Origin of the sequence: Salmonella sp. SAL04196 (assembly GCF_046550835.1) — a bacterium.
Classification (GTDB): Bacteria; Pseudomonadota; Gammaproteobacteria; order Enterobacterales; family Enterobacteriaceae; genus Salmonella; species Salmonella enterica.
In genome coordinates this window covers 722,428-746,177 of record NZ_JBGDXE010000001.1, presented here as the reverse complement: position 1 = coordinate 746,177, position 23,750 = coordinate 722,428, and the positions used below count along the sequence as shown (strand labels likewise).

The 23,750-nt window shown below is 50.4% G+C and carries 28 protein-coding genes; 10 read left to right on the top strand and 18 right to left on the bottom strand.

Annotated features, from left to right (window positions below; genetic code table 11):
• Positions 1-53: 53 nt before the first annotated feature.
• The 3 genes from ydfZ to ydfG form a co-directional block, all read right to left on the bottom strand.
• The gene (ydfZ, locus tag ACLJPE_RS03805; RefSeq protein ID WP_000989267.1) at positions 54-257 is read right to left on the bottom strand and encodes a putative selenium delivery protein YdfZ; all 204 of its coding nucleotides are present in this window, start codon (positions 255-257) and stop codon (positions 54-56) included.
• 181 nt (positions 258-438) lie between these two features.
• Complete coding sequence (locus tag ACLJPE_RS03800) at positions 439-1,125, bottom strand: GntR family transcriptional regulator (RefSeq protein WP_000215562.1); 687 nt, start codon at positions 1,123-1,125, stop codon at positions 439-441.
• A gap of 129 nt (positions 1,126-1,254) precedes the next feature.
• On the bottom strand, positions 1,255-2,001 hold the full coding sequence (gene ydfG / locus ACLJPE_RS03795; RefSeq protein ID WP_000636564.1) for a bifunctional NADP-dependent 3-hydroxy acid dehydrogenase/3-hydroxypropionate dehydrogenase YdfG: 747 nt from the start codon (positions 1,999-2,001) through the stop codon (positions 1,255-1,257).
• A gap of 138 nt (positions 2,002-2,139) precedes the next feature.
• On the opposite strand from ydfG, the gene dcp reads away from it, so the two are divergent.
• Positions 2,140-4,182, top strand: a complete 2,043-nt coding sequence (gene dcp / locus ACLJPE_RS03790; RefSeq protein ID WP_000106258.1) for a peptidyl-dipeptidase Dcp — start codon at positions 2,140-2,142, stop codon at positions 4,180-4,182.
• Between the two features lie 344 nt (positions 4,183-4,526).
• Positions 4,527-4,709, top strand: coding sequence for a general stress protein (locus ACLJPE_RS03785; protein WP_000807642.1), 183 nt, complete (start codon positions 4,527-4,529; stop codon positions 4,707-4,709).
• 120 nt (positions 4,710-4,829) lie between these two features.
• On the opposite strand, the gene ACLJPE_RS03780 is transcribed toward ACLJPE_RS03785, so the two are convergent.
• Positions 4,830-5,357: a 2-oxo-tetronate isomerase gene (locus ACLJPE_RS03780; protein ID WP_001235362.1), complete on the bottom strand. Its 528-nt coding sequence runs from the start codon at positions 5,355-5,357 to the stop codon at positions 4,830-4,832.
• Between the two features lie 426 nt (positions 5,358-5,783).
• Between ACLJPE_RS03780 and ACLJPE_RS03775 the strand changes: the two genes are divergently transcribed.
• A complete protein-coding gene (locus ACLJPE_RS03775; RefSeq protein WP_000775494.1) occupies positions 5,784-6,176 on the top strand; it encodes a YdeI family stress tolerance OB fold protein in 393 nt (130 codons plus the stop codon).
• 346 nt (positions 6,177-6,522) lie between these two features.
• Here ACLJPE_RS03775 and mgtS read toward each other — a convergent pair whose 3' ends face one another.
• A complete protein-coding gene (mgtS, locus tag ACLJPE_RS03770; RefSeq protein ID WP_000901531.1) occupies positions 6,523-6,618 on the bottom strand; it encodes a protein MgtS in 96 nt (31 codons plus the stop codon).
• A gap of 248 nt (positions 6,619-6,866) precedes the next feature.
• The gene (gene ydeE / locus ACLJPE_RS03765) at positions 6,867-8,054 is read right to left on the bottom strand and encodes an efflux MFS transporter YdeE (RefSeq protein ID WP_039514176.1); all 1,188 of its coding nucleotides are present in this window, start codon (positions 8,052-8,054) and stop codon (positions 6,867-6,869) included.
• Positions 8,055-8,281: 227 nt separating this feature from the next.
• On the opposite strand from ydeE, the gene eamA reads away from it, so the two are divergent.
• Complete coding sequence (eamA, locus tag ACLJPE_RS03760; RefSeq protein ID WP_000987753.1) at positions 8,282-9,184, top strand: O-acetylserine/cysteine exporter; 903 nt, start codon at positions 8,282-8,284, stop codon at positions 9,182-9,184.
• A gap of 118 nt (positions 9,185-9,302) precedes the next feature.
• On the opposite strand, the gene marB is transcribed toward eamA, so the two are convergent.
• The 3 genes from marB to marR are packed head-to-tail and all read right to left on the bottom strand — an operon-like array spanning position 9,303 to position 10,384.
• A complete protein-coding gene (marB, locus tag ACLJPE_RS03755; protein WP_000783049.1) occupies positions 9,303-9,518 on the bottom strand; it encodes a multiple antibiotic resistance protein MarB in 216 nt (71 codons plus the stop codon).
• Positions 9,519-9,546: 28 nt separating this feature from the next.
• The gene (marA, locus tag ACLJPE_RS03750; protein ID WP_000091194.1) at positions 9,547-9,930 is read right to left on the bottom strand and encodes an MDR efflux pump AcrAB transcriptional activator MarA; all 384 of its coding nucleotides are present in this window, start codon (positions 9,928-9,930) and stop codon (positions 9,547-9,549) included.
• Positions 9,931-9,949: 19 nt separating this feature from the next.
• Positions 9,950-10,384, bottom strand: a complete 435-nt coding sequence (gene marR, locus ACLJPE_RS03745; RefSeq protein WP_000843434.1) for a multiple antibiotic resistance transcriptional regulator MarR — start codon at positions 10,382-10,384, stop codon at positions 9,950-9,952.
• Between the two features lie 258 nt (positions 10,385-10,642).
• Between marR and ACLJPE_RS03740 the strand changes: the two genes are divergently transcribed.
• Entirely contained in the window at positions 10,643-11,308 is a 666-nt protein-coding gene (locus ACLJPE_RS03740) for a MarC family NAAT transporter (protein WP_000968968.1), read from the top strand.
• Between the two features lie 46 nt (positions 11,309-11,354).
• Here ACLJPE_RS03740 and ACLJPE_RS03735 read toward each other — a convergent pair whose 3' ends face one another.
• Complete coding sequence (locus ACLJPE_RS03735; protein ID WP_000154613.1) at positions 11,355-12,545, bottom strand: sugar transporter; 1,191 nt, start codon at positions 12,543-12,545, stop codon at positions 11,355-11,357.
• A gap of 115 nt (positions 12,546-12,660) precedes the next feature.
• Complete coding sequence (gene ptrR / locus ACLJPE_RS03730) at positions 12,661-13,533, bottom strand: putrescine utilization regulator PtrR (RefSeq protein WP_000366539.1); 873 nt, start codon at positions 13,531-13,533, stop codon at positions 12,661-12,663.
• 102 nt (positions 13,534-13,635) lie between these two features.
• On the opposite strand from ptrR, the gene sad reads away from it, so the two are divergent.
• From sad to ACLJPE_RS03710, 4 genes are all read left to right on the top strand, one after another.
• On the top strand, positions 13,636-15,024 hold the full coding sequence (sad, locus tag ACLJPE_RS03725) for a succinate-semialdehyde dehydrogenase (protein ID WP_023233323.1): 1,389 nt from the start codon (positions 13,636-13,638) through the stop codon (positions 15,022-15,024).
• A 72-nt stretch (positions 15,025-15,096) separates the two neighbouring features.
• Positions 15,097-16,023 carry a glutaminase B gene (gene glsB / locus ACLJPE_RS03720; RefSeq protein ID WP_000090081.1) on the top strand — a complete coding sequence of 309 codons (927 nt, stop codon included), beginning with the start codon at positions 15,097-15,099 and terminating at the stop codon, positions 16,021-16,023.
• A complete protein-coding gene (locus ACLJPE_RS03715; RefSeq protein ID WP_000992449.1) occupies positions 16,023-16,382 on the top strand; it encodes a DUF4186 domain-containing protein in 360 nt (119 codons plus the stop codon). Before glsB ends, ACLJPE_RS03715 begins: the two co-directional genes overlap by 1 nt.
• Positions 16,383-16,639: 257 nt before the next feature.
• Positions 16,640-17,554 (top strand): bestrophin family protein, encoded by a 915-nt coding sequence (locus ACLJPE_RS03710; protein ID WP_015405950.1) that lies wholly within the window; start codon positions 16,640-16,642, stop codon positions 17,552-17,554.
• 55 nt (positions 17,555-17,609) lie between these two features.
• On the opposite strand, the gene ACLJPE_RS03705 is transcribed toward ACLJPE_RS03710, so the two are convergent.
• Positions 17,610-18,152: a YybH family protein gene (locus tag ACLJPE_RS03705; protein ID WP_000513120.1), complete on the bottom strand. Its 543-nt coding sequence runs from the start codon at positions 18,150-18,152 to the stop codon at positions 17,610-17,612.
• Between the two features lie 716 nt (positions 18,153-18,868).
• On the opposite strand from ACLJPE_RS03705, the gene ompC reads away from it, so the two are divergent.
• Positions 18,869-19,987: a porin OmpC gene (gene ompC, locus ACLJPE_RS03700; protein WP_000758335.1), complete on the top strand. Its 1,119-nt coding sequence runs from the start codon at positions 18,869-18,871 to the stop codon at positions 19,985-19,987.
• A gap of 140 nt (positions 19,988-20,127) precedes the next feature.
• On the opposite strand, the gene hypA is transcribed toward ompC, so the two are convergent.
• Genes hypA through hybD form a run of 6 tightly spaced genes read right to left on the bottom strand, consistent with a single transcriptional unit; the run spans position 20,128 to position 23,750 of the window.
• On the bottom strand, positions 20,128-20,469 hold the full coding sequence (gene hypA / locus ACLJPE_RS03695) for a hydrogenase maturation nickel metallochaperone HypA (protein WP_000544772.1): 342 nt from the start codon (positions 20,467-20,469) through the stop codon (positions 20,128-20,130).
• Positions 20,470-20,481: 12 nt separating this feature from the next.
• Positions 20,482-21,369 (bottom strand): hypothetical protein, encoded by an 888-nt coding sequence (locus tag ACLJPE_RS03690; protein ID WP_001189395.1) that lies wholly within the window; start codon positions 21,367-21,369, stop codon positions 20,482-20,484.
• A complete protein-coding gene (locus ACLJPE_RS03685; RefSeq protein ID WP_001016749.1) occupies positions 21,357-22,418 on the bottom strand; it encodes a hydrogenase expression/formation C-terminal domain-containing protein in 1,062 nt (353 codons plus the stop codon). The genes ACLJPE_RS03690 and ACLJPE_RS03685 overlap by 13 nt, the downstream gene beginning before the upstream one ends.
• 17 nt (positions 22,419-22,435) lie before the next feature.
• Positions 22,436-22,846, bottom strand: a complete 411-nt coding sequence (locus ACLJPE_RS03680) for a hydrogenase (RefSeq protein ID WP_000155977.1) — start codon at positions 22,844-22,846, stop codon at positions 22,436-22,438.
• On the bottom strand, positions 22,843-23,142 hold the full coding sequence (gene hypC, locus ACLJPE_RS03675) for a HypC/HybG/HupF family hydrogenase formation chaperone (RefSeq protein WP_000334904.1): 300 nt from the start codon (positions 23,140-23,142) through the stop codon (positions 22,843-22,845). Before hypC ends, ACLJPE_RS03680 begins: the two co-directional genes overlap by 4 nt.
• The gene (gene hybD, locus ACLJPE_RS03670) at positions 23,142-23,750 is read right to left on the bottom strand and encodes a HyaD/HybD family hydrogenase maturation endopeptidase (RefSeq protein WP_000852658.1); all 609 of its coding nucleotides are present in this window, start codon (positions 23,748-23,750) and stop codon (positions 23,142-23,144) included. The genes hypC and hybD overlap by 1 nt, the downstream gene beginning before the upstream one ends.

The window sequence follows — 23,750 nt, the reverse complement described above, 5'->3', positions numbered from 1 at the left end:
CGGTAGCATTATGCTACCGGGAAGGCCGGAGCGGTTCTTAGCGGCCAGTGGTATCAGTTCATGCCAAGACGGATCAGTTCGACCGGCGCGAATTTACCTTCACAACCTTCGACAATCACCGTTTTGCCGCGGCGAATTTGACCTGCATCCAGACCTTCGCTCTCAATGGCTTTGATAATCCCGGTATGACCCGTGCCGCTTATCATGACCCGGCTACCGGTAGTGATTGCGTTACGGTTACGATCGTATGTCATCATGGTGTTTTCTCCTTTCAAACTTACAGCCAAAGCCCGCAGGTTTCCCCGCATGACGGGCGACATATAAATACGCTTATCGTTGCGAATTTTTTTTGTTTTTGATCAAGCTCACGGCTTTTTAGGCGGGAATGTGCAGGGTGAGAAAGCGGAGAAGGCGTCTCACCCAGACGTTAAAGGGGGGTTAGTCTTCGCTAAACCAGCCGCTGTTTTCCTGACGGATAAGCTGAACGGATTCGCTAATTTCCTGCAAATGCTGGGTCATTGCGCTCTCAACCGCATTGCCGTCACGATTTTCCAGCGCGGAGAAAATATCATGGTGCTGGCGCAACAACATCTCCGGCGGAGAAACATGATCCAGACTCATATAGCGAACCCGGTCGATTGTCGCTTTGATATTTTCAATGGTATCCCACGCTAACTGGCAATCGGCGATCTGCGCCAGCTTTTGGTGGAAATCGTCATCAAGCTGGAAAAAATCATCAATCTGTTTGCGCTCGATGGCAATATGTTGCAGGTGCAGGTTTTGCGCCAGTTGATAGCACTGGTTGTCGGTGATCATCGCCGCCGCACGGCGGACTACCGCGCATTCGATCGCCTGCCGAACAAAGCAGCCATTCTGTACTTGAGAAAGCGAAATCTTATTCACATAACTACCGCGCTGAGGGCGGATCTGAATCAACCCATTTTCCGCCAGCTTTATAAAAGCCTCGCGCACCGGTTGACGTGAAACGTTAAAACGGGTTGAAACCTCTTTTTCTGATAGCGGCGTGCCAGGCGGGATCAGACAATGCACGATATCACGCCGAAGAATACGGTAAATTTGCTGGTTGACAGGCTGTGTAGGGTTAAGCTGCGTTTCGACGGTCATTCATTCTTACTTTTTAGGCGGTTGACCCGGATACTCTACCACTTTTCCGTGGTGGTCTATACCGATCATGTTTCTGGTTGCAGATACGTTTGCCAGGGATTACCCGGCCCGCAGACCGGGTATAACCTCTTAGCTACGGTGGACGCTGAGCCCTGCGAAGGATTGGGTAACAGGCATCATTTCAACGGTATTAATATTCACATGCGCGGGGAGTGTGGCCACCCACCATACCGCTTCGGTAATGTCTTCTGGCGTGAGCGCGGTGGTATTTTCGTAAGTTTTACCCGCTTTCTCATCGTCGCCTTTGAAACGGACGCTGGAAAACTCGGTACCGCCAACCAGACCCGGTTCAATGTCGGTCACGCGAACCGCCGTGCCGTGTAAATCCGTGCGCAAATTCAGGCTAAACTGGCGCACAAAGGCTTTCGTCGCGCCATAGACGTTGCCACCAGCATAAGGCCAACTGCCGGCGGTTGAACCGATGTTAATGATATGACCGCGATTACGTTCGACCATTCCTGGCAGCACGGCGCGGGTCATATAAATTAAGCCTTTATTATTAGTATCGATCATAGTTTCCCAGTCTTCTACGCTGGCTTTATGCGCCGGTTCAAGACCCAGCGCCAGACCGGCGTTATTGACCAGCACATCAATATCGCGCCACTGCGCAGGCAGAGAGGCCATCATCTCTTCGATGGCCGCGCGGTTGCGCACGTCCAGTTGGGCGGTCAATACGTTCTCGCCAAGCTCATCTTTTAACGCTTGCAGGCGTTCATGACGACGTCCCGTGGCAATGACTTTATGTCCATTCTCAACAAAACGGCGTGCAATGCACTCGCCAAACCCTGCGGTTGCTCCAGTTACTAAAACGATCATCACACAGTTCCTCAACGCTTTTTGTGTTGTATTACCATAGCACGCGGCGTTTATGAAAGGGTAATCCTGGTTAACACGGTTGCGGTCAGCATAGGGGGAAGCTTACTCTTATGATCAACCTATTTTCAGGAGTGAAAAATGTCGACGAATCCTTTGTTAGACCAGAGTATGTTGCCTTATCAGGCACCGCGTTTTGATCGGATCAAAGATTGCCATTATCGTCCTGCTTTTGATGAGGGCGTGCGGCAAAAACGCGTGGAAATCGAGGCCATCGTCAATCATCCGGCGGCCCCTGATTTTACGAATACGCTTCTGGCGCTGGAGCAAAGCGGGGCGCTTCTGTCACGCGTCACCAGCGTTTTTTTCGCGATGACGGCCGCGCACACTAACGATGAACTCCAGCGGTTGGATGAGGCCTTTTCTGCCGAGCTGGCGGCGCTCTCCAACGATATTTATCTGAATAGCGCGTTATTCGCTCGCGTGGATGCCGTCTGGCAACAGCGTCACTCACTGGGGCTGGATGATGAGTCGCTACGGTTGGTCGATGTGATCCATCAGCGTTTTGTGTTGGCAGGCGCGCAGCTTGCCGAAGAGGATAAAGCGCGACTGAAGGTATTGAATACTGAATCCGCGACCTTAATGAGTCAGTTTAATCAGCGTCTGCTTGCGGCAAGTAAAGCGGGCGGGCTGGCGGTCGATGACGCGCATTGCCTGGCAGGATTAAGCCCGGAAGAAATGACCGTCGCTGCTGAAGCGGCGCGTGAAAAAGGCCTGGAGGAGCGCTGGTTCATTCCGCTCCTTAATACGACGCAACAGCCTGCGCTTGCTACACTGCGCGATCGCCAGGCTCGCGAAAATTTATTCGCAGCGTCATGGACTCGGGCGGAAAAAGGAGATGCCCACGATACCCGCGCTATCGTTCAGCGTCTGGTAGAGATTCGTCGCTGTCAGGCAAAACTGCTGGGGTTCCCCAATTATGCCGCATGGAAAATGGCCGATCAGATGGCGAAAACGCCGCAAGCCGCACTGAGCTTTATGCGTGGCATTATGCCGCCAGCGCGTCAGCGTGTACTCAATGAACAGGCGGAAATTCAGAACGTCATTGAGGGTGAGCAGGGCGGCTACACCGTTCAGGCCTGGGACTGGATGTTCTATGCCGAACAGGTACGGCGGGAAAAATATGCGTTAGATGAAGCGCAACTGAAGCCCTATTTTGCCTTAAATACGGTCTTGCAAGAGGGGGTTTTCTGGACCGCCAACCAGCTATTCGGCATCACCTTCGTCGAGCGTTTTGACATTCCGGTGTATCACCCTGATGTTCGGGTGTGGGAGATTTTCGATTCCGATGGTGTCGGCATGGCGTTATTTTATGGCGACTTCTTCGCGCGGGACTCGAAAAGCGGCGGCGCGTGGATGGGGAATTTTGTCGAGCAATCCACACTCAACGAAACCCGGCCCGTTATATACAATGTTTGTAACTATCAGAAACCGGTTGATGGGCAGCCTGCATTACTGCTTTGGGACGACGTTATTACGCTCTTCCATGAGTTTGGTCATACGTTACATGGTTTGTTTGCCGTCCAACGCTATGCCACGCTTTCAGGTACCAATACGCCCCGCGACTTTGTTGAGTTTCCCTCCCAGATTAATGAGCATTGGGCGAGCCATCCGCGTGTGTTCGAACGCTACGCGCGTCATGTCGACAGCGGTGAAAAAATGCCTGCTGATTTACAGGAAAAAATGCGCAAGGCGAGTTTATTTAATAAAGGTTACGATATGACTGAATTGCTCGGCGCCGCATTGCTGGATATGCGCTGGCATATGCTGGAGGAGAGCGTAGCAGAGCAGTCTGTCGCTGAGTTCGAGCAGCAGGCGCTGGCCGCCGAGCATCTTGATTTACCGGCAGTGCCGCCCCGCTATCGCAGCAGTTATTTTGCCCATATCTTCGGCGGCGGCTACGCAGCGGGATACTACGCCTACCTGTGGACGCAAATGTTAGCGGATGACGGTTATCAATGGTTTGTAGAGCAGGGCGGCCTGACGCGTGAAAACGGGCAGCGTTTTCGTGATGCTATCCTTTCCCGGGGGAATAGTACTGATTTAGAAACGCTTTATTCAGCCTGGCGTGGACATGAACCGCATATTGACCCCATGTTACAATATCGTGGGCTCGATCGCTAAGCTGATACGGTTGTTCGGCACTGTCGAACAACCGCCTGAAAATGAATCCTGCACTTCTGATGACAGCCAGTTAAATTTATGGGGTTAAATTGTCTGAATATAAAGAGGGCGTGCATTCGGATTTTTCTACTTATTTTCCTGTGGTGGCTTGATTGCCAAAGATTTATTACCGCTTCGCTATTAACGTTTTCAGAAAATATATTTTCCGCCATGCAGTGGCATTATGTAAATAATGCAGAAATGAATTTGACACTGCGCACAGGGCGACTAGATTTAGAACTGTATCACATGATATGAGAAGACATATCATATTTAAAACGCAACATCATCATGAGGATTATATTATGGCAGAACATCGCGGCGGTTCCGGTAATTTTGCAGAAGATAAAGAGAAAGCCTCAGAAGCAGGTCGTAAAGGCGGCCAGCATAGCGGTGGGAACTTTAAAAACGACCCACAGCGTGCATCTGAAGCGGGTAAAAAAGGTGGCCAGAATAGCCACAGTGGCGGACGGAAATCCGGCAATTAATTTTACTCCTGATATTTCGTAAATATATTCTGAAATATTGCGCATACGATGCGGGCCATAGGCTCGCATTTTTTTTATTCTGACCGTGAGTTATTCTGACCGGTCAGATGAAATTATTTTTTATGCTTTCTTCGTTAACAGAAAAAGCAATTCAGCGAGGGCGAAGCGTACGCATTTTTCCAATACTTCCTGACAATCTCCGTTGAAATGTTGTCGGCTTGTAAAAGTTGTATTGTTAATATTCCAGGCAAACCAAACGGTGCCCGCCGGCGTGCCATCTTCGCCGCCTTCCGGACCGCCATAGCCGCTGATCGCTATGCTGATATTGACCTCAGCCTGATCCTTAGCGCCCTGTGCCATTTCAGTAACGACCGCTTCGCTGACGGCGGTATGTTCGGCAAGACTGTGGCGTTGTACGCGCAAGATTTTTGCTTTGGCTTCATCAGTAAAGGTGACATAACCCACACCGTAAAATGAGGGCGTATCTTCTGCTGCGCACAATGCTGAAGCCAGTTTCCCGCCAGTGCAGGATTCTGCAGTGGTCAGACGGAGTTTCTGGTTAACCAGTAAATCACCAAGTTTTTTTGTCAGGCTATCGACGGTTTCGGCTTCATCAAGGGTGACAATATCGTGCTGTTCTAATCTCATCGTTTATTTTTCCGTTACAGAGACAAATGAAATCTGTTCGTTCTTCTCAAGTATGGCATATTTATTTTATGACATTGTCAGTGAATGATTATTTTATCCAGTTACCAACAAACCCGTTGTTGCATAACTTGCTTACTTTCTTACGGCGATAACTGTCATTGATTATGCGTAAGGCCATTATCCTCAAAAAATAAAGCCGATTATTCTGAATTGCTATCAAGACGTTGATGCATATGACTTCAGCGATGTGGCGAGTTAACTATTACGCCGTTACGCTTTCGTGCTCACCGGCGCTGATATCGGTTGCATATTAATCCGGATGGGTTGATTTTATTGCTTAATATCCTGCGGGTAAATTCATGTTTGTAAAAACTAAAAATAGCGGCCAGACTTAATACGTCAAATAGACGTTATTAAGGAGAGAGCATGAAACTACCGGTGGCTGCATTTTTAAGTTTGCTGATAATGCCTTACGCGCTAGCGGATGATCAAGGGGGATTAAAAAAAGACGTGGCACCGCCGCCGCCTCATGCTATTGAGGATGGTTATCGCGGTACGGATGATGCAGAAAAAATGACCATCGAACAGGCAAAAACCCTGCATGATGGCGCGACCGTTTCGCTGCGCGGCAACCTTATTGATCATAAAGGCGACGATCGCTATGTATTTCGTGATAAATCCGGCGAGATTAACGTGATAATTCCTTCCGCCGTATTTGATGGGCGGGAAGTTCAGCCGGATCAAATGATCAACATTAACGGTAGTCTGGACAAGAAAGCGAAGGAACCGCTTGTTCGCGTGAACCGACTGCAAAAATAACGCGCGCTTACCGACAATCTCCAGGTCAGCCATACGGGGTACGCGGCTGGCCTGATACCATGGGTCTTGTAAAAGCCCCTGGGGGACAAAAGGTCCCATAATGTCTTATTCAGGTCTGGTTGCGTATCGTTTAAGCTTCATTGATATTGACGGTGCTACAGTCGTTAGCGATCCGTTATCCTCGCAAGAATTTGCCCGGTAGCGTATAAGCAAAACACAAATCTATCCATGCAAGCATTTACCGCTGGTGAACCGGCGGTTTTTTTTGCCTGCCATCCAGACAAAAGCGGCCCCTTGCGCAACGATGCAGCAAGGGGCCGGCTCTGCGAGGGATTATCTCCGTTCATTAATCATCCCATTTGTGACTGAACCAGGCGGCCAGAAATCCGGAAAATAAAATAATTCCTAATACAACGATAAAAAGGTTAATACTGCCTAACATCTCGTTTCTCCTTATTTTAGCGTGCATCCTCTTTTTTTAAAAAACCTCGTACAGACTATAGTACTAATTTATACTTAAGCAAAGTCTGAATTGCGTATTTATTTTACTGGAAGGGTAAAGCATTAGAATATTTTCGTCAGCGCCCAGGAATATTCCTGAATTACCGCAGCGACAGCAGATAATTAGCCTGCAATATATAGGGTTAACCCGGTGCGCCAGAAACTGCGCACATCACTGGCTGCAGATAATTAACAGGTGATAGCCTGTTGCGTAGGGGTAATCCGCATTCCTTTTAACATCAGTGCCCAGGCGAACACAATGGCGATTATCAGGACAACGAAAAGCGACCAGGCGGGAAGCGTCGTCAGGATGACGCCGCTGGCCAGCGGGTTTACCGCCGCACCCAGCCAGCCCAACGATTGCGCTGAAAAATAGCTGGCTTTCATCCCGGCAGGCGCAATGTTGTCAATTAACATATATTCGCCGGGGGCATAAATAATTTCGCCAATCGTGAATACTGCCGCTGAAAGCCCCCAAAAAAACAGATTGTCGCCTGAAAAAATAAATCCGATGAGCCCAGCGATAAAAAAGACGGTGCCGGTCGTCATCATTGGTCGAATATTGACGGCGGTAAGTCGACGGCCCACGGCGTATTGCAAACTGACCACAATAATCGCATTAACCGGCAGGACGACGGCTACCACTTTTTCCGCGAAGCCGCTATCGGCAACGACCATAACGTACTGTGAAATACAGGACGCAAAGGCGCCCCCCACAAAGGAGGCCAGAAATGCCGAAAGCGTAAACCACAATAATGCTTTGTCGCGCAGCAGAACGGAGGGAGACCAGATAGCGGCATTTTTCCCCTCGCTGGCGGCAACCGAATGTGTCACCCATACCTGAATAAAGACCAGCGGAAATGCGGAACAGATAGCGGCAAGCCAGAAGGGTAAATTGATGCTTTGCATCACCAGCAGCGTGCCGAGCGGCGGGCCAACCGTCCAGCCGATATTGAGTACGGTATAGTTGAGCGAAAAAATCCGTGTTTTTGTTGTCGCGGTGAGATTATCGGCGAACCAGGCCTTCAGGACGGTAGAAAAAACCGAATAGGCGCAGTTAATAAGCGCAAAAAGCAGGACAACCAGTACGACATTATGCACCATTGGGATGGCGATAAATCCGCAGGCGAAGGCGATAATCGCGAGTAACATGTAGCGCTTTTTATCAAACTTGTCCGCCAGAATCCCAAAGCCAAGACTAAAAATGACGCCAATCGTTAACGCGCTGGTCAGCGCGTAGCCAATCAGATCCACGCCTAAACCGTACTGACGGTTAAGATAGATGGTCATAAAGGGGAGCGTGGCGCCGCGTCCAATTGTCAATAACAGCGATGAGGCGAGTAGAGCCAACGTCGAACGTCTCAATCCTGGATTCATTTTTCCTGCCTGAAATGGAGGTTACGTATCGGGACGTTTTAATCTACCGTGCCCGCAAAAGCATGATGTCTATACGCTATAGCGTAGTCTTAACATACCATAACGCAGGATTTTGCCCATCGTGTGTTGTTCAATGCCATGCTCACGGTAAAAAGAAAAGTCCTGTTATGGCGCACTGATTTCCGATAACTTACCTTTTTACAAAATTTTAATAATGACAGGGGCCGATGATGTCGCGTAAAGACGGTTTTTTGGCGTTACTGGTGGTTGTCGTATGGGGGCTCAATTTTGTTGTCATCAAAGTAGGCCTGCACCATATGCCGCCATTATTGCTGGCAGGATTACGATTTTTACTGGTGGCGTTTCCGGCAATTTTCTTTGTCGCCCGGCCTAAAGTCCCGCTTACGCTGTTGCTGGGCTATGGGCTGACGATAAGCTTTGGGCAGTTCGCCTTTCTCTTTTGCGCGATAAAGTTTGGTATGCCCGCAGGACTGGCGTCGTTGGTATTACAGGCGCAGGCCTTTTTTACCATGGCATTGGGGGCGTTTGTTTTTAGCGAGCGGTTACAACGTAAGCAGTTGGCGGGGATCGCCCTGGCGATCATAGGTGTACTGGTATTGATTGAAGCCAGTCTCAACGGACAGCATATAGCGATGTCGGGATTTATGCTGACTCTGGCGGCGGCATTTAGCTGGGCCTGCGGCAATATCTTTAATAAAAAAATTATGCAACATAGTCCGCGCCCGGCGGTGATGTCGCTGGTGGTCTGGAGCGCGCTGATCCCGATCCTGCCGTTCCTGCTGTCATCGCTGCTACTGGAGGGGGCGGATCACATTACGCAAAGCCTTATTACCATCGATATGACGACGATATTGTCGCTGCTTTATCTGGCTTTTGTCGCCACTATACTTGGCTACGGCATCTGGGGCACGTTACTGGGGCGCTATGAGACCTGGCGCGTGGCGCCGTTATCATTGCTGGTGCCGGTAGTCGGGCTGGCGAGCGCTGCGGTGTTACTCGGGGAAACGTTGACCGGGATGCAGCTTGCGGGCGCAGTACTGATTATGGCTGGACTCTATATCAATGTGTTTGGATTTCGTGTGCGCCGTACTGCGCGCGTCCGGGGATGAGGCATTATGTTACTAAGAAGACAAACGCTAATTTCAGACCATACCGCGAGGTGATAGCGGCGGACTTGTCATCGCCAGACGGTACTAAAAAAATGCCCCGCAAAACGGGGCAAAGAGGTTAAAGGTGTTGGTCGTTATAATAGGGCACGCCTAATTCATCTGACTTATCGCTGTTCACGCTCACGGGGTGAAGGTCATTTGGCGGATCGCCCACACAGGGCAGCAGCATCACATCGCGGCTATTTTGCGCCACAGGTAACAAAGTTTGTTCTGCAATGCCATATCCGGAGGCGATAAGTAACAGACCCGGCAGGGCGGGAAACAGCATTTTCATGGTGCTCTTCGCGTGGCGCATAAACAAACTAGTAGTTGCCATGGTTCAGCGGCAGCATATACCGTGATTCGCCATGCATATTGGTGATCCGGTATTTGTGTGGCGGCACATCAAAATAGTTTTTGAACGTCCGGGTCAATGTTTGCTGTGACTCAAAGCCATAGCGTTCCGCCAGATAGAGAATGGGCTCGTTGCTCTCTTTTAATTTTTGCGCGATTTCCGTCATTTTACGGCTGCGAATGTATTGGCCTAATGAATGACCGGTCTCTTTTTTAAACATCCGTTGCAGGTGCCATTTGGAATATCCTGAACGCTCAGACACTTTTTCCAGTGAGAGCGGCGACTCCAGGTTATCCTCGATCCAGTCCAAAATGCTATGAATAGTAATAGCGTCAGTGTTGCGTCTGGACATCGTCATACCTCTTTTTTGTCTACGGCAGAATTTTCTTGAGCAAATACTCAAGCGTTGCCACTTCGTCCGCCGTTAAGTTTTTTGTTAATTCCTGATGCAGGTCTTGCCCTGGTCGTTGATGACATTGCTCACAAATTGCCGCGCCGTCCGGCGTTAGCTTCACCAGTACGCCGCGTTTGTCATTAGGATTCGGCAGTCTTTCGATCCAGCCTTTGCACAGCAGGCGATCGAGCATCCGCGTCAATGCGCCGAGATCGACAGACAGCACTTTTTTAAGTTCAACCGGGGTAATACATCCCGCGCAGCGTATCGAGCACAGCACTTTAAACTGTGTTGCGGTGATATCCAGCGGGGATAAATAGTTATTTAACAGGCGATCTTTTTTTTGATTTACCATGTAGATCAAGCGACCCAGCGGAATGATTTCATTGAACAGATCACTGGTGCTTTTCAAAATGGTTGCCCCGGCAAGTAATTAATTTCGTCAGATACTATTGCCCAGGCAAGTATAAGTCAACTAAATGAATTGACCGATGCCACGATTTGCTAAAAGGCGTCCGGAGTATTGTGTTGTGATAACTTGTAACTAATTGATAATTACAGGTTATATGTTGTAGAGGATATTAATTTGCACACTGGCGAAATGGCGCGCCTGGGCAATTTCACTTTATACTTCCGGTTCATGAAACGCTGATGGGTAAGAGATAGTATTATGATGGATTTGTTTAAAGCGATTGGATTGGGGCTGGTCGTACTGCTCCCGTTAGCCAATCCGCTAACCACCGTGGCGCTGTTTCTTGGCCTTGCGGGCAATATGAATAGTGCGGAACGCAACCGGCAGTCCTATATGGCTTCGGTTTATGTCTTCGCTATTATGATGGTGGCGTACTATGCCGGGCAGTTAGTCATGAACACCTTCGGTATTTCGATTCCAGGGCTACGGATCGCCGGGGGGTTAATCGTGGCGTTTATCGGCTTCAGAATGCTTTTCCCGCAGCAGAAGGCGCATGAGTCGCCGGAAGCGAAAAGCAAATCGGAGGAGCTGGCAGACGAACCGACGGCCAATATTGCGTTTGTTCCACTGGCTATGCCAAGCACCGCAGGACCGGGGACCATCGCAATGATCATCAGTTCCGCTTCCACGGTGCGTCATGGCGGCGAGTTTCCCGACTGGGTCATTATGGTCGCGCCGCCGATTATTTTTCTTGCCGTGGCGGTGATCCTGTGGGGATGCTTACGCAGTTCTGGCGCTATTATGCGGCTGGTGGGGAAAGGGGGGATTGAAGCGATCTCCCGCTTAATGGGATTCCTGCTGGTGTGTATGGGCGTGCAATTTATTATCAACGGCGTGTTGGAAATTATTAAAACGTACCACTAAGGCGCATTTTCGTCTGCCGGAAACCTGTTCCCGGCAGACGAATGTCTTAATGCGGTTGTTCTTCCAGCGTCACTGGCCATTTGCGGAATATGAGCACAGCCCATACCAGCGCGGCACAGGCGGGTATAGCGCCAATATAGCCGATGGCCGACATTGACCAGTGCAAACTCACCTGATTGCCTACCAGCGCGCCAGCGCCAATACCAATATTAAAGATGCCTGAAAATAGCGCCATTGCGACATCGGTCGCGTCCGGGGCCAGCGCCAGTACTTTCACCTGCATACCGAGCCCTATCACCATAATCGCGATGCCCCAGAAAATGCTCAGTATGGCCAGATGCGCTTCGCTATTCGCCGCAGGCAGCAGCAGAAGCAGACAGATAACCAGCAGGGCAATAGCGATACTGACGAGCGACGAGGCATGGCGATTACCCAGTTTACCAAACACAAGGCTGCCGATGATCCCGGCGCCGCCGAGGATCAGTAACAGGACGGTAGCAAAATTCGCACTGAGCCCGGCGACATTCTGAACGAACGGTTCAATATAGCTATAAGCGGTGTAATGCGCAGTCACCACAACGACGGTCAGTACATAGAGGCTCATCAGCGCCGGGCGCCGGAATAGCAAAGGTAAACTTTTTAGTGAGCCGGAATGCTCGCTCGGCAATTTCGGTAGAAGCTTAATCAGACATAGCAGCGTAATTAATGCGCCCATGCCGATGGCAAAAAAGGTGGTGCGCCAGCCAAAATACTGACCAACAACGCGACCTATCGGCAGCCCAAGCACCATGGCCAACGCGGTGCCGGTCGCTATCAGACTTAATGCCTGAGCGCGTTTCCCGGCAGGGGCCAGGCGGATCGCCAGCGAGGCGGTTATCGACCAGAAAATAGCGTGGGCGAAAGCGATGCCAATACGGCTAATGACCAGCACGGTAAAGTTCCATGCCAGAAAGGAGAGCACATGGCTGGCAATAAACAAAACAAACAGACAAATGAGTAGCTTACGGCGCTCCATTTGACTGGTAAGAAGCATAAAAGGCAGCGACATGACGGCAACTACCCAGGCGTAAATGGTTAGCATGATGCCGACCTGCGCGGTTTGCATATGAAAGCTTTCAGCAATGTCTGATAGCAAACCAACCGGCACAAATTCTGTGGTATTGAAAATAAAAGCGGCAATAGCAAGCGTAACTACCCGTAGCCACGCGACCTTGCGGGAAACTGGATTGATTGTCATAAAAATATTTCGGGTTAGTTGCGAGAAGGTGAGACCGCGATCTTAAAACGTTTACTGGCGAAAAGACAATCATTTTGTGACCTGCTTCTCATTTACTTCGCAGGCCGTTTCGTCTTCAGTCGACGCTCGCCAGTTGGGCGTTAAGTAACTCGATAAAGGCCTCAAGCTGACGCGTCATCGCCCCGCGCCGCCACATTAGCCAGGTGTTAAGCCAGCGCCACTTCTCCGCCAACGGCCAGGCTTCCACCTGATGATGTCCTGGCATACTGTTGAGCATACTTGCTGGCATCAGCGCAATACCTGCGCCGGCAATTACGCACGCCAACATTCCATGATATGACTCCATTTCGTGAATCGTACCGGGGGTCGCGCCATCGGCATGAAACCAGCTTTCGAAATGCCGTCGGTAAGAACAGTTGGCGCGAAAAGCATAGATGTTATAACCATTCACCTCGCTGGCCCGCGAAACGACGGAATGGCCGTGTGGCGCGACGATCATCATCTCTTCCTGGTAAGCCGGTATACCTTCCAGCCCCGGATGCATTAGCGGGCCATCAATAAAGGCGGCGTTCAGCTTTCCCTCGAGCACGCCATCCAGCATGGCGCCGGAAGGACCGGTCGTTAACGCGAACTGAATTTTAGGGTAACGCTGGTTATAACCCGCCAGCAGCGCGGGGATACGTACGGCGGCAGTACTTTCTAACGCGCCGAGTGAAAACAGTCCTTGCGGTTCCTCTCCGGCAACCACCATGCGGGCTTCATCGACCAGCGCCAGGATCTGCTGGCTGTAACGTAAAAAGTTATGCCCGGCTGGTGACAGCCTGAGTCGCTGGTTTTCGCGAATAAACAGAGAGACGCCCAGGTCGGCTTCAAGCTGGCGGATACGCGTGGTCAGGTTGGACGGAACGCGGTGCACTTTTGCCGCCGCCTGCGTAATGCTGCCCGTCAGAGCGACAGCGTTAAACATTTCCAGTTGCGTCAGGTCCATGGTTTTCTCAATTCGTGAATAGTCTGGTTAATATTATTCATTTTTCAGAAAGGGTAAAGGGCGTCATGATGGTACAACTCCCCTGATAACGAGAGAAAGAACATGACCATGATGACTGCAACACAGGCGTTATCCGTGAATCCTGCGACCGGCCAGACGCTGGCGGCAATGCCCTGGGCTAACGCGCAAGAGATTGAACATGCGCTGAGTCTGGCGGCGAGCGGTTTCAAAAAGTGGAAAATGACATCGGTAGCGCAACGGGCGCAAACATTACGTGATATTGGTCAGGCGCTTCGCGCTCATGCAGAAGAGATGGCGCAATGTATTACGCGTGAAATGGGTAAACCCATAAAGCAGGCGCGTGCGGAAGTGACGAAATCCGCCGCGTTATGCGACTGGTATGCGGAACATGGCCCGGCAATGCTGAATCCTGAGCCTACGCTGGTAGAAAATCAGCAGGCGGTGATTGAATACCGTCCGCTGGGCGTCATTCTGGCGATAATGCCGTGGAATTTTCCTTTATGGCAGGTGTTACGCGGGGCAGTGCCGATACTGTTGGCGGGGAATAGCTACTTGTTAAAACATGCGCCCAATGTCACGGGTTGCGCGCAGATGATAGCCCGAATCTTGACGGAAGCCGGTACTCCTGCTGGCGTCTATGGATGGGTGAACGCCAATAATGAGGGCGTGAGTCAGATGATTAACGATCCGCGAATCGCGGCGGTGACGGTGACCGGTAGCGTGCGCGCCGGCGCGGCGATTGGTGCTCAGGCTGGGGCGGCGCTGAAAAAGTGCGTACTGGAACTGGGTGGCTCGGATCCGTTTATTGTACTCAATGATGCCGATCTCGAACTGGCGGTAAAAGCCGCGGTTGCAGGACGCTATCAAAACACCGGACAAGTCTGCGCCGCCGCCAAACGTTTTATTGTCGAAGAGGGCATTGCGCAGGCGTTTACCGATCGTTTTGTGGCGGCTGCCGCAGCATTAAAGATGGGTGATCCTCTGGTTGAAGAGAATGACCTGGGGCCGATGGCGCGCTTTGATTTGCGTGATGAACTCCATCAACAGGTGCAGGCTTCCGTCGCCGAAGGCGCACGGTTACTGTTGGGCGGGGAGAAAATCGCCGGGGAGGGCAACTATTATGCCGCGACCGTTCTGGCGGATGTCACACCTGACATGACGGCATTTCGTCAGGAACTTTTTGGGCCTGTTGCCGCCATTACCGTTGCAAAAGATGCGGCGCACGCCCTCGCGCTGGCGAATGACAGTGAGTTTGGCCTGTCGGCGACGATCTTTACCGCCGACGATACGCTGGCCGAGGAGATGGCGGCGCGTCTTGAGTGCGGCGGGGTATTCATTAATGGGTACAGCGCCAGCGATGCGCGTGTGGCATTCGGCGGGGTGAAGAAAAGCGGCTTCGGTCGCGAGCTTTCGCACTTTGGTTTACACGAATTTTGTAATGTGCAGACCGTCTGGAAGAACCGCGTCTAATCGCCCTGACGTCGCGTGGCGCCCTCTGCTATACTCGCAGGCCTTTTCAGACCTGCGAGCAAGGAGCATGTTGTGGCCAGGGCCATGGATAATGCAATTTTAGAGACGATTTTACAGCGCGTTCGCCCCCTCATTGGCCAGGGCAAAGTCGCTGACTATATTCCGGCATTAGCGTCCGTCGAGGGTTCAAAGCTGGGGATAGCGATTTGTACCGTGGACGGGCAGCATTATCAGGCGGGCGATGCGCACGAACGCTTCTCTATTCAGTCTATTTCGAAAGTGCTCAGTCTGGTGGTGGCGATGCGTCATTATCCGGAAGAGGAGATCTGGCAGCGCGTCGGAAAAGATCCTTCCGGCTCGCCATTCAATTCGTTGGTTCAGTTAGAGATGGAACAAGGCATCCCGCGTAATCCATTTATTAATGCGGGCGCGCTGGTGGTATGCGACATGTTGCAAGGGCGGCTTAGCGCGCCGCGTCAGCGGATGCTGGAAGTTGTGCGCGCGCTTTGCGGCGTATCGGATATTACGTATGACGCTACGGTCGCGCGCTCTGAATTTGAGCATTCCGCCCGTAACGCCGCGATTGCCTGGCTGATGAAATCATTCGGTAATTTTCATCATGATGTGCCTACCGTGTTGCAAAATTACTTCCACTACTGTGCGTTGAAAATGAGCTGCATGGAACTGGCGAGGACGTTTGTCTTTCTGGCGAATCAGGGCGAGGCGTTTCATCTCGACGAGCCGGTAGTTACCCCCATGCAGGCCCGGCAGATTAATGCGCTAATGGCGACCAGCGGGATGTACCAGAATGCCGGAGAGTTTGCCTGGCGGGTGGGATTGCCCGCTAAATCCGGCGTGGGCGGCGGTATTGTCGCCATCGTGCCGCATGAAATGGCGATTGCCGTCTGGAGTCCGGAGCTGGATCCTGCAGGAAACTCTCTGGCAGGTATCGCCGCGCTTGAGCAATTAACACAAACGTTAGGACGTTCGGTATACTGATGAATGCGCTTGAACCGCTCTTTGCCCGCCTGGCGCGATCGACATTTCGTTCGCGTTTTCGTCTCGGGATAAAAGAAAGACAATATTGCTGGGATAAAGGCGCGGAGGTAATTGATAAACACGCCGCCGATTTTATCGCCCAGCGACTGGCGCCAGCTCACCCGGCGAATGATGGTAAGCAAACGCCGATGCGGGGCCATCCGGTATTTATCGCGCAACATGCGACGGCAACCTGCTGTCGCGGGTGCCTGGCGAAGTGGCACCAGATACCTCAGGGAGAACCTCTGAGCGAAGCGCAGCAACAGTATATTGTCAGCGTTATCCATTACTGGCTGGTCATACAAATGAATCAGCGGTAGGGCAGCGCGTCGTTGCTGACGCTTTCCCTGATAAATTACCCTCATACCACTGATAGCAGCCGTTGACCGTCATATATCTCATGCGCTGAAGCGCATATTTAGTTACAACATACAGTTGATTGTTTTTTTTTCAACCCCTGTCAGCACTGTGCAAAAAAATGTTCTACAGGGCAGGGGATCCGTGTATCACCAGAAGCTTGCAACCTTGATCTGGATCACGTTTAATGACAGTGCTTTTTCACCTGCTGAAGATAATCATGATCGTTAGACCACAACAGCACTGGATTCGCCTGATATTTGTCTGGCATGGTTCCGTGTTATCTAAAATCTTTTCACGACTACTCCTTAACTTTCTTCTTTCTATCGCCGTTATTATCATGCTGCCCTGGTACACAATGCTGGGTATTAAGTTTACCCTTGCGCCGTTTAGCATACTGGGCGTCGCTATCGCCATTTTTCTGGGGTTTCGCAATAATGCCTGTTATGCGCGTTACGTTGAAGCCCGACATTTGTGGGGGCAGTTGATGATCGCTTCACGCTCAATATTGCGTGAGGTGAAAACAACCTTACCTGATGAACGCGGTATCGAGGATTTTGTTCGGTTACAAATCGCTTTTGCCCACTGTTTACGTATGACATTGCGTCGACAGCCTCAGACGCAAGTTTTGAGCAACTATCTTGACCAGGAGGCGTTACAGAAAGTTGTCGCTTCCCATTCGCCCGCTAATCGTATCTTATTGCTGATGGGAGAGTGGCTGGCGATTCGCCGCCGCAGCGGAAAGCTTTCCGATATTTTATTTCATAGCCTCAACAACCGTTTAAATGATATGTCGTCAGTGTTGGCCGGCTGTGAACGCATCGCCAACACGCCGGTGCCTTTTGCCTATACGTTAATTTTGCATCGTACGGTTTATCTTTTCTGCATTATGTTGCCATTTGCACTGGTGGTTGATCTGCACTATATGACGCCGTTTATTTCGGTGCTTATTTCTTATACGTTTATCGCGCTGGATGCGTTGGCGGAAGAGTTGGAAGATCCGTTCGGTACTGAAAATAATGATTTACCGCTGGATGCGATATGCAATGCGATAGAAATCGATTTACTGCAAATGAATGATGAAAGGGATATTCCGGCAAAACGGATACCGGATAAGCACTATCAACTGACCTGAGATCGTCTTAACTGGCGCAGAATGTTCATCTGCGCCATAACCTGAAGAGCAAAGCTTAATAGCCTTCTCCAACGCCGGTTTTGGCTGGACCGGAGTAGTGGACATGAACGATTCGCCATCCTGTGTTTGGTATCTTCGCCCACACCTGGCTTTCGCGGCCTGCCGTGTGTTGAGTCTGCCCATTATCACGGCGTACCGCGGTAAAATGCCAGTCGAACTCTGCAACGGCGGCATTGCCATACACATGAATAGCAGGGGGAGCGTCCAGTTTTAATGTGCGTTTGCTGAAGGTTTTACCCATAGTGGTGCCATAAAAATTTTCAGCGATCTGCGACCATCCGCGTTCGTGACCGCGTGGATGAATAAAACTGGTTTCCGGTGAAACATAAAAGAGCTGCTTGCCTAACGTTGGGTCTGCCTTATCTATTGAATAAAGGTAGCGGTTAATACCTTCTGTAATTTCTTGTTTAACGGTCGACGTAGCTTCATTTTGTGCGGCGGTTGGCGTTGCCGCTGATGCCGATGACGCCATCAGAGTTAACGTTATTGCGGCGGCCGAAAACAATAGTGACGTTTTTTGCATAATAGTTATACCCATATGGTCTGTTTTTGAGACGCTTTATCTTTCCTGTTACGTTCACCTTTATACTAAAGGAGCATGGCTCACGAACAATAAAAAACATCCTTCTATAAAATTACCCCGAAAAGGGAGTAGTGCAATTAAGAATATCGTATTTGTTTGTAACGGCATGACTCAAAATATCAACATTTAGAGTTTCAGTATTGTTGTTGTCCCTTGATTTGTTTTTGTATTTATTACCGCTGGTAAATAGTTAATCTTATGAATAGTGATACACAAATGACCGTTTGCGCTATGTGATAATTAACCATAGTAAAAATACACGAAGCGAAGAAGTGCTATTTCAGTAGTACTGATATTTTCATAACGCTAATTTAAAAATAAATGCAAACGTAACAAATTATACACAAAAATAAGAAGGGCTGTGGCCTCAACTGACTTGATTATGATTCCGTCTTACCGAATGTCAGCCGAGTGTTCAGTGCCATTCTCGCCCTGGCATCCCCGACCGTAAGCCAGTTCTCTACGGGTAACCCCCTTGTTATTACAGCAGAAAACAGGGCATATCATTGATGTAGTCATGCTTAACTTGCATTTTAACATCACTAATACATAGCAAGCTAATATTACACTTTGAAACTTAACGCACGGTAATTGTTAGTGATATTGTCCTGGACAGTTCCGCGAGCAGGTTTTGCGGAAAGTCCAAAAATAAGACAAATAAGGCATATAAAATGAAAAAAGTAGTGGTGTTATCTGCGGTAGCCGCAGCCGTAATGATGGCTGGAGCCGCCAACGCAGCAGAAATCTATAACAAGGATGGCAATAAACTGGATTTGTATGGCAAGGTCGACGGCCTGCATTATTTTTCCAGTAATCATAGTACGGATGGCGATCAATCTTATATCCGTATGGGTATTAAAGGCGAAACTCAAATTACCGATCAACTAACCGGTTTTGGACAGTGGGAGTATCAGGTCAACGCCAATCGTCCGGAAGATGGTGACTCCAGCGGTTCCCCGCAAAGCTGGACGCGTCTCGGTTTTGCTGGTTTGGCATTTGCCGATATGGGGTCTGTTGATTATGGTCGTAACTATGGCGTGTTATACGACATTGGTTCATGGACTGACGTACTGCCTGAATTTGGTAATGATTCGTATGAAGCTTCCGATAATTTTATGACCGGACGCGCGAATGGCGTTCTGACTTATCGCAATAATGATTTCTTTGGTCTGGTTGATGGTCTGAATATTGCGTTGCAGTATCAGGGTAAAAATGACGGCCTGTCGAAAGAAGGCGATCCTTTAAGTAATAATGCCAGAAAAAGTATCGCGTACCAGAATGGCGATGGTTTCGGGGCATCAGCGACATATGATTTGGGCATGGGGGTGAGCCTGGGGGCAGCCTATACCAGTTCCAAACGCACGCTTGATCAGATGACGCAAGATAAATACGACAATGGCGACCGTGCTGAAGCCTGGACTGGCGGCGTGAAGTATGATGCCAATAATATTTACCTGGCGGCAAACTATACCCGTACTTATGATATGACCTATATGGGCGATACATTGGGCGGCTTTGCACATAAAACCGATAACTGGGAAATGGTAGGGCAATATCAATTTGATAATGGCTTACGCCCGTCACTGGCGTTCCTGCAATCCAGAGCCAATGATGTTGATGGACTGGGTTCGTTCGACCTTGTGAAATATATTGATGTGGGTTCCTATTACTACTTCAATAAAAATATGTCCGCGTATGTTGACTACAAAATCAATCTGCTAAAAGATGGCAACCCATCGAATCCTAATACAGACAACACCGTGGCGCTCGGCTTAGTCTACGAGTTTTGATAAAACTTGCTGATTAAGGCAGTTTAGGGATACCCTCCTTTTCCCAAAACTGTGTCACTGCTTAACCTTTATTATTGTTAATTTATTCTTTTATTATTTCAGGACGCTTCTGGCGTCCTTTTTTATTGACTATTCATTGGCTATTCGACTTCGATCTCGCGAATGCGCATTCTGCTACTGTCATCTATCTGCACTTTACCTGAATGACAAAAGGGGCAACAGAGTGTGGACGTTTGAGAGGTGAAGGGTTGATTACAGGACAGACACCAACCTTGCGCCGGTGCGATAGTAATGTGGAAACGCGCATTGTCAGCAAGGGTATGACGAGCGGCGACGTCCAGGCCAAAATGCAGCGCCGGCACCTCAACACAGGCCATAACGCCAATCTCCAGCCAGACTTGCTTTACCTTGCTGAACTGGTGATTTACTGCCTGCTCCTCCAGCAATTCGATAATATTTTGCGCCAGGGCTAATTCATGCATGGGCCAGCTCCTTCATTCAACAATATTTACGGCGACACAAGGATCAATTACCTGTAACTGTTGCGACCACAATGAGAGTGGAATAGTGGCCAGTTCGCGAGCAATGACGCCGTCAGATTGGGCGTGACGTGTGGTAGGCGAGATAATACGGTAATCAAGAATATTGCCTGACGTCGTCAGTCTGGCCTGATGAACTAACCATCCTCGCGCGGTTTCCACTACTGCTATTTTCCATTCGCCATCATCAAAACGATTCCAGCGCAGGGTAGGAAGGGCGCTCAAACTTCGGGCGAGCGTAACGCAGCGGGCCAGCAGACGTAGCGCAGTCATTTTTCCGCTAAGACAACAGGCTGACAGTAGCGGATATTCGATAGCCAGAGGCGAGACATCCAGGGGACCAGGGGTTATTAACGTATGGTCCGGGGATGACGCCATCGGTAGTGTAGGTGTAATGATATTCTGTAATGTCGCCAGCCAGCGGGCGGTTTCAGAACGCTCTTGCAAAAACCAGGCTTCCCAGCCCTTTACGCCAGCGGCAAGCCAGGTCTGAGGATCATCGTCAAAAAAGATTGTGCTTGCCAGCGGGGATAACTCTCCGCGACGTAACAACGCCCATTCTTCAGCGGTTGCCTGTCGGTGGCTAAACAGGGGGAGCCAGTCGGTCAACGCGCGACGGAGCGTTTCTCGCGCCAGCTCTTGTTGTGCGGCCTGCATATCTGGCTTCTCTTCAGGAAACAACAGTAAAGCCGCCGCTGCGCTGTGCGCCTGAGCGCACAACGTAAACAAACGTGAAATAAGCGTTTTTGCGTATACCGGCGTTGCGCCCTGTAACAAACGACCGATCGGCGCCTCCTGCCAGATAATCCGTAGCGGGTGAGAATAGACGGTCAATCTTTGCACGAATTATTACCTTCATCGATCACCATAAACCCGGACTTACTGGTTTCGCAAACCGGACAGCACCAGTAATCAGGTAACTGGCTGAAGGGCACGCCGGGTGGAATTTGCCATACGTCATCGCCCAGCGCAGGGTCGTAAACCCACCAACATACTTTGCACTCCATGCGCACCACTGGCTCATTTTCTGTGACCGGGTATTCTTTCAGCCATTCCAACGTATTTTTTAGCCCCGCGTAGGCATCTTCGATATCGTCGATGCCTGCAACGGCGATATCAGGAATGTCTGCTATCTCAATCATATCTTGCAGTAATGTGTTCATATCATTGAAATAATTGACCCGCCATACGCCGGGAAAATGCGTGCTTACAATCCGGCATTTACCATATCCGCGTGAAAAAATAGCGCTACAGCCTTCGCCTAAAAAATGCTCCAGATACTCGCGATCGGCATCGTTTACTGGCAACAGCGTTAAGTTAATGATATGCGGCTCTTTTACCGGCTGTTTTACGCGCTCGGCTATTTCATGCGCGATAAAGGCGCCATTCATCAGTCCCGCCGGTTGTGGCGGCAATTCTGGCGTAATCGTCGGCTGCGGATGCGTCTGCCAGATGCTCTCCGGGATCGGGCCAATGATAATTTCATCGGCAACCCGTTGCTGGTCAGCGTTATATTCACGCACACGCCAGACACCCGTAAAAACCGTCTCCTGAATACGCTGTTCTTTTCCATCGGATAATAGTACCCGGGCGGAGATTTCACCTTCGCCGAGCAGTTGATCCAACAAACCGCTATTCTGTTGCTCAGTGGCATTCAGCTTATAGCTCAGGGGAAATGGGAGCGTTGCCACCGGGTTATCCATATCGCGAATAAGCGTAGTCAGGATGTGTCTGGCAACACGAAGCTCAGCGGGCAACGCCTGTTCCGGTAAAACCGGCGTCAGTGGTAGATTAATGCCGGCGGGGATAGGAAGAAAGTTAAAGTCTTCCTCTTCTGGCTGCGAGCCTGGTCCGGCAATATTAACGACTGGAATAGTTCTGGAATGATTCACGTGTGTTACCTTTCATTCTATTGCGTGATAACGGGAATATCCTGACGATAGCCCGGTGTGGTCAGCAATGCGGCCACCCGCTGAGAGTATTCTTGCCAGCTATATAATCCCGCCAGACTGCCGACAAAACGGTGCTGGCGAAAGAAAAGCAGCGCCGGATATTTCAGAATGCGATACTCCCGGGCGATCAGATCACTCTGTTCGCTATCCGCAAATGCCGCGGTATAAGACGTCGCCGGAAATTGCTTGAGGATCTCCGGGATAATGACCCAACTGTCGGCGACTTCCGGATGTTTGTTGGGGTCGCTTTGCAGCAAAACCAGCAGAGTCGGATGCGCATTAATCAACGACGGGAGCGTTTGCGCATCGGTAACCAGAAAGCCTTTATCCGCCAGTGGACAAACAGGATTTTGGGGTGAGATAGTCATTTTTTTAAATGCTCCGGTAATTCAGGCGTGCGAGACAATAAATCGGCAAAACCGGTCAGCGGATCGCTTTGCGTAAGCATGGCCTGTTCCAGCGAGTCCAGCGCCGCCAGTACCTCAGCGGCTTCCGCTTCGTCCATTTCTCGTCGTGCTGCGCCGCCAAATGTCAGCAGCCATGCGCCTGCTAAGGGGGGAGCCACAAGCCGAATATCAACGTCGATAAGCTCGCCGTGTCGGTCGCGGCATTTGGCGAACCACTGACCGGGTGAAATAACCTGCACAGGAACGCCGATACACATTATGATTTCTCTCTCTGTAGCACCCGAATATCGCCGACCCGGCAGGCGCTTTGCGCATCTGGCCGTTCATCTTCGTAGCGTTCCATACACAGGCTGTAATGATTGAGCCTTTCAGTGGGCAAGGCCGCTGAAGAGGCGGTGATACCCCATTGCGCCAGCACTTCCTGCGCGAGACAGACCGCAGGCATCAGTTGCGCCTTTACCTGCGGCGTAAGACTCCCGCCATAGTCATCCAGACATTCCGGCTGCACGCCAATCAGCACAATCTCCGATAACTGGCCGTCGGTTAATTGCAGCAATGCCAGCACTTCAGAAAAACTGGTCTGATGTAAACTGAGTTTTTTCGCCGTCAGATAGGCGGGAACCTGTTCATCACGAAACATCGCCAGCGAACCTGGCGCCATACCAAAATCGATAGCATCCATGATTAACAGTTTTTCGGTCTGTTGCAGCCAGGGCAGCAGCGCCAGCCCCTGCGTACCGCCATCAACAACGTCAACTTTCTCGTTATCGGCATACTGTTCAAACAGCTTTTCCGCCGCTCTGACGCCGAACCCTTCATCTGCCCAAAGCAGGTTGCCAAGCCCTAAGATTGTTACTTCTGCCAT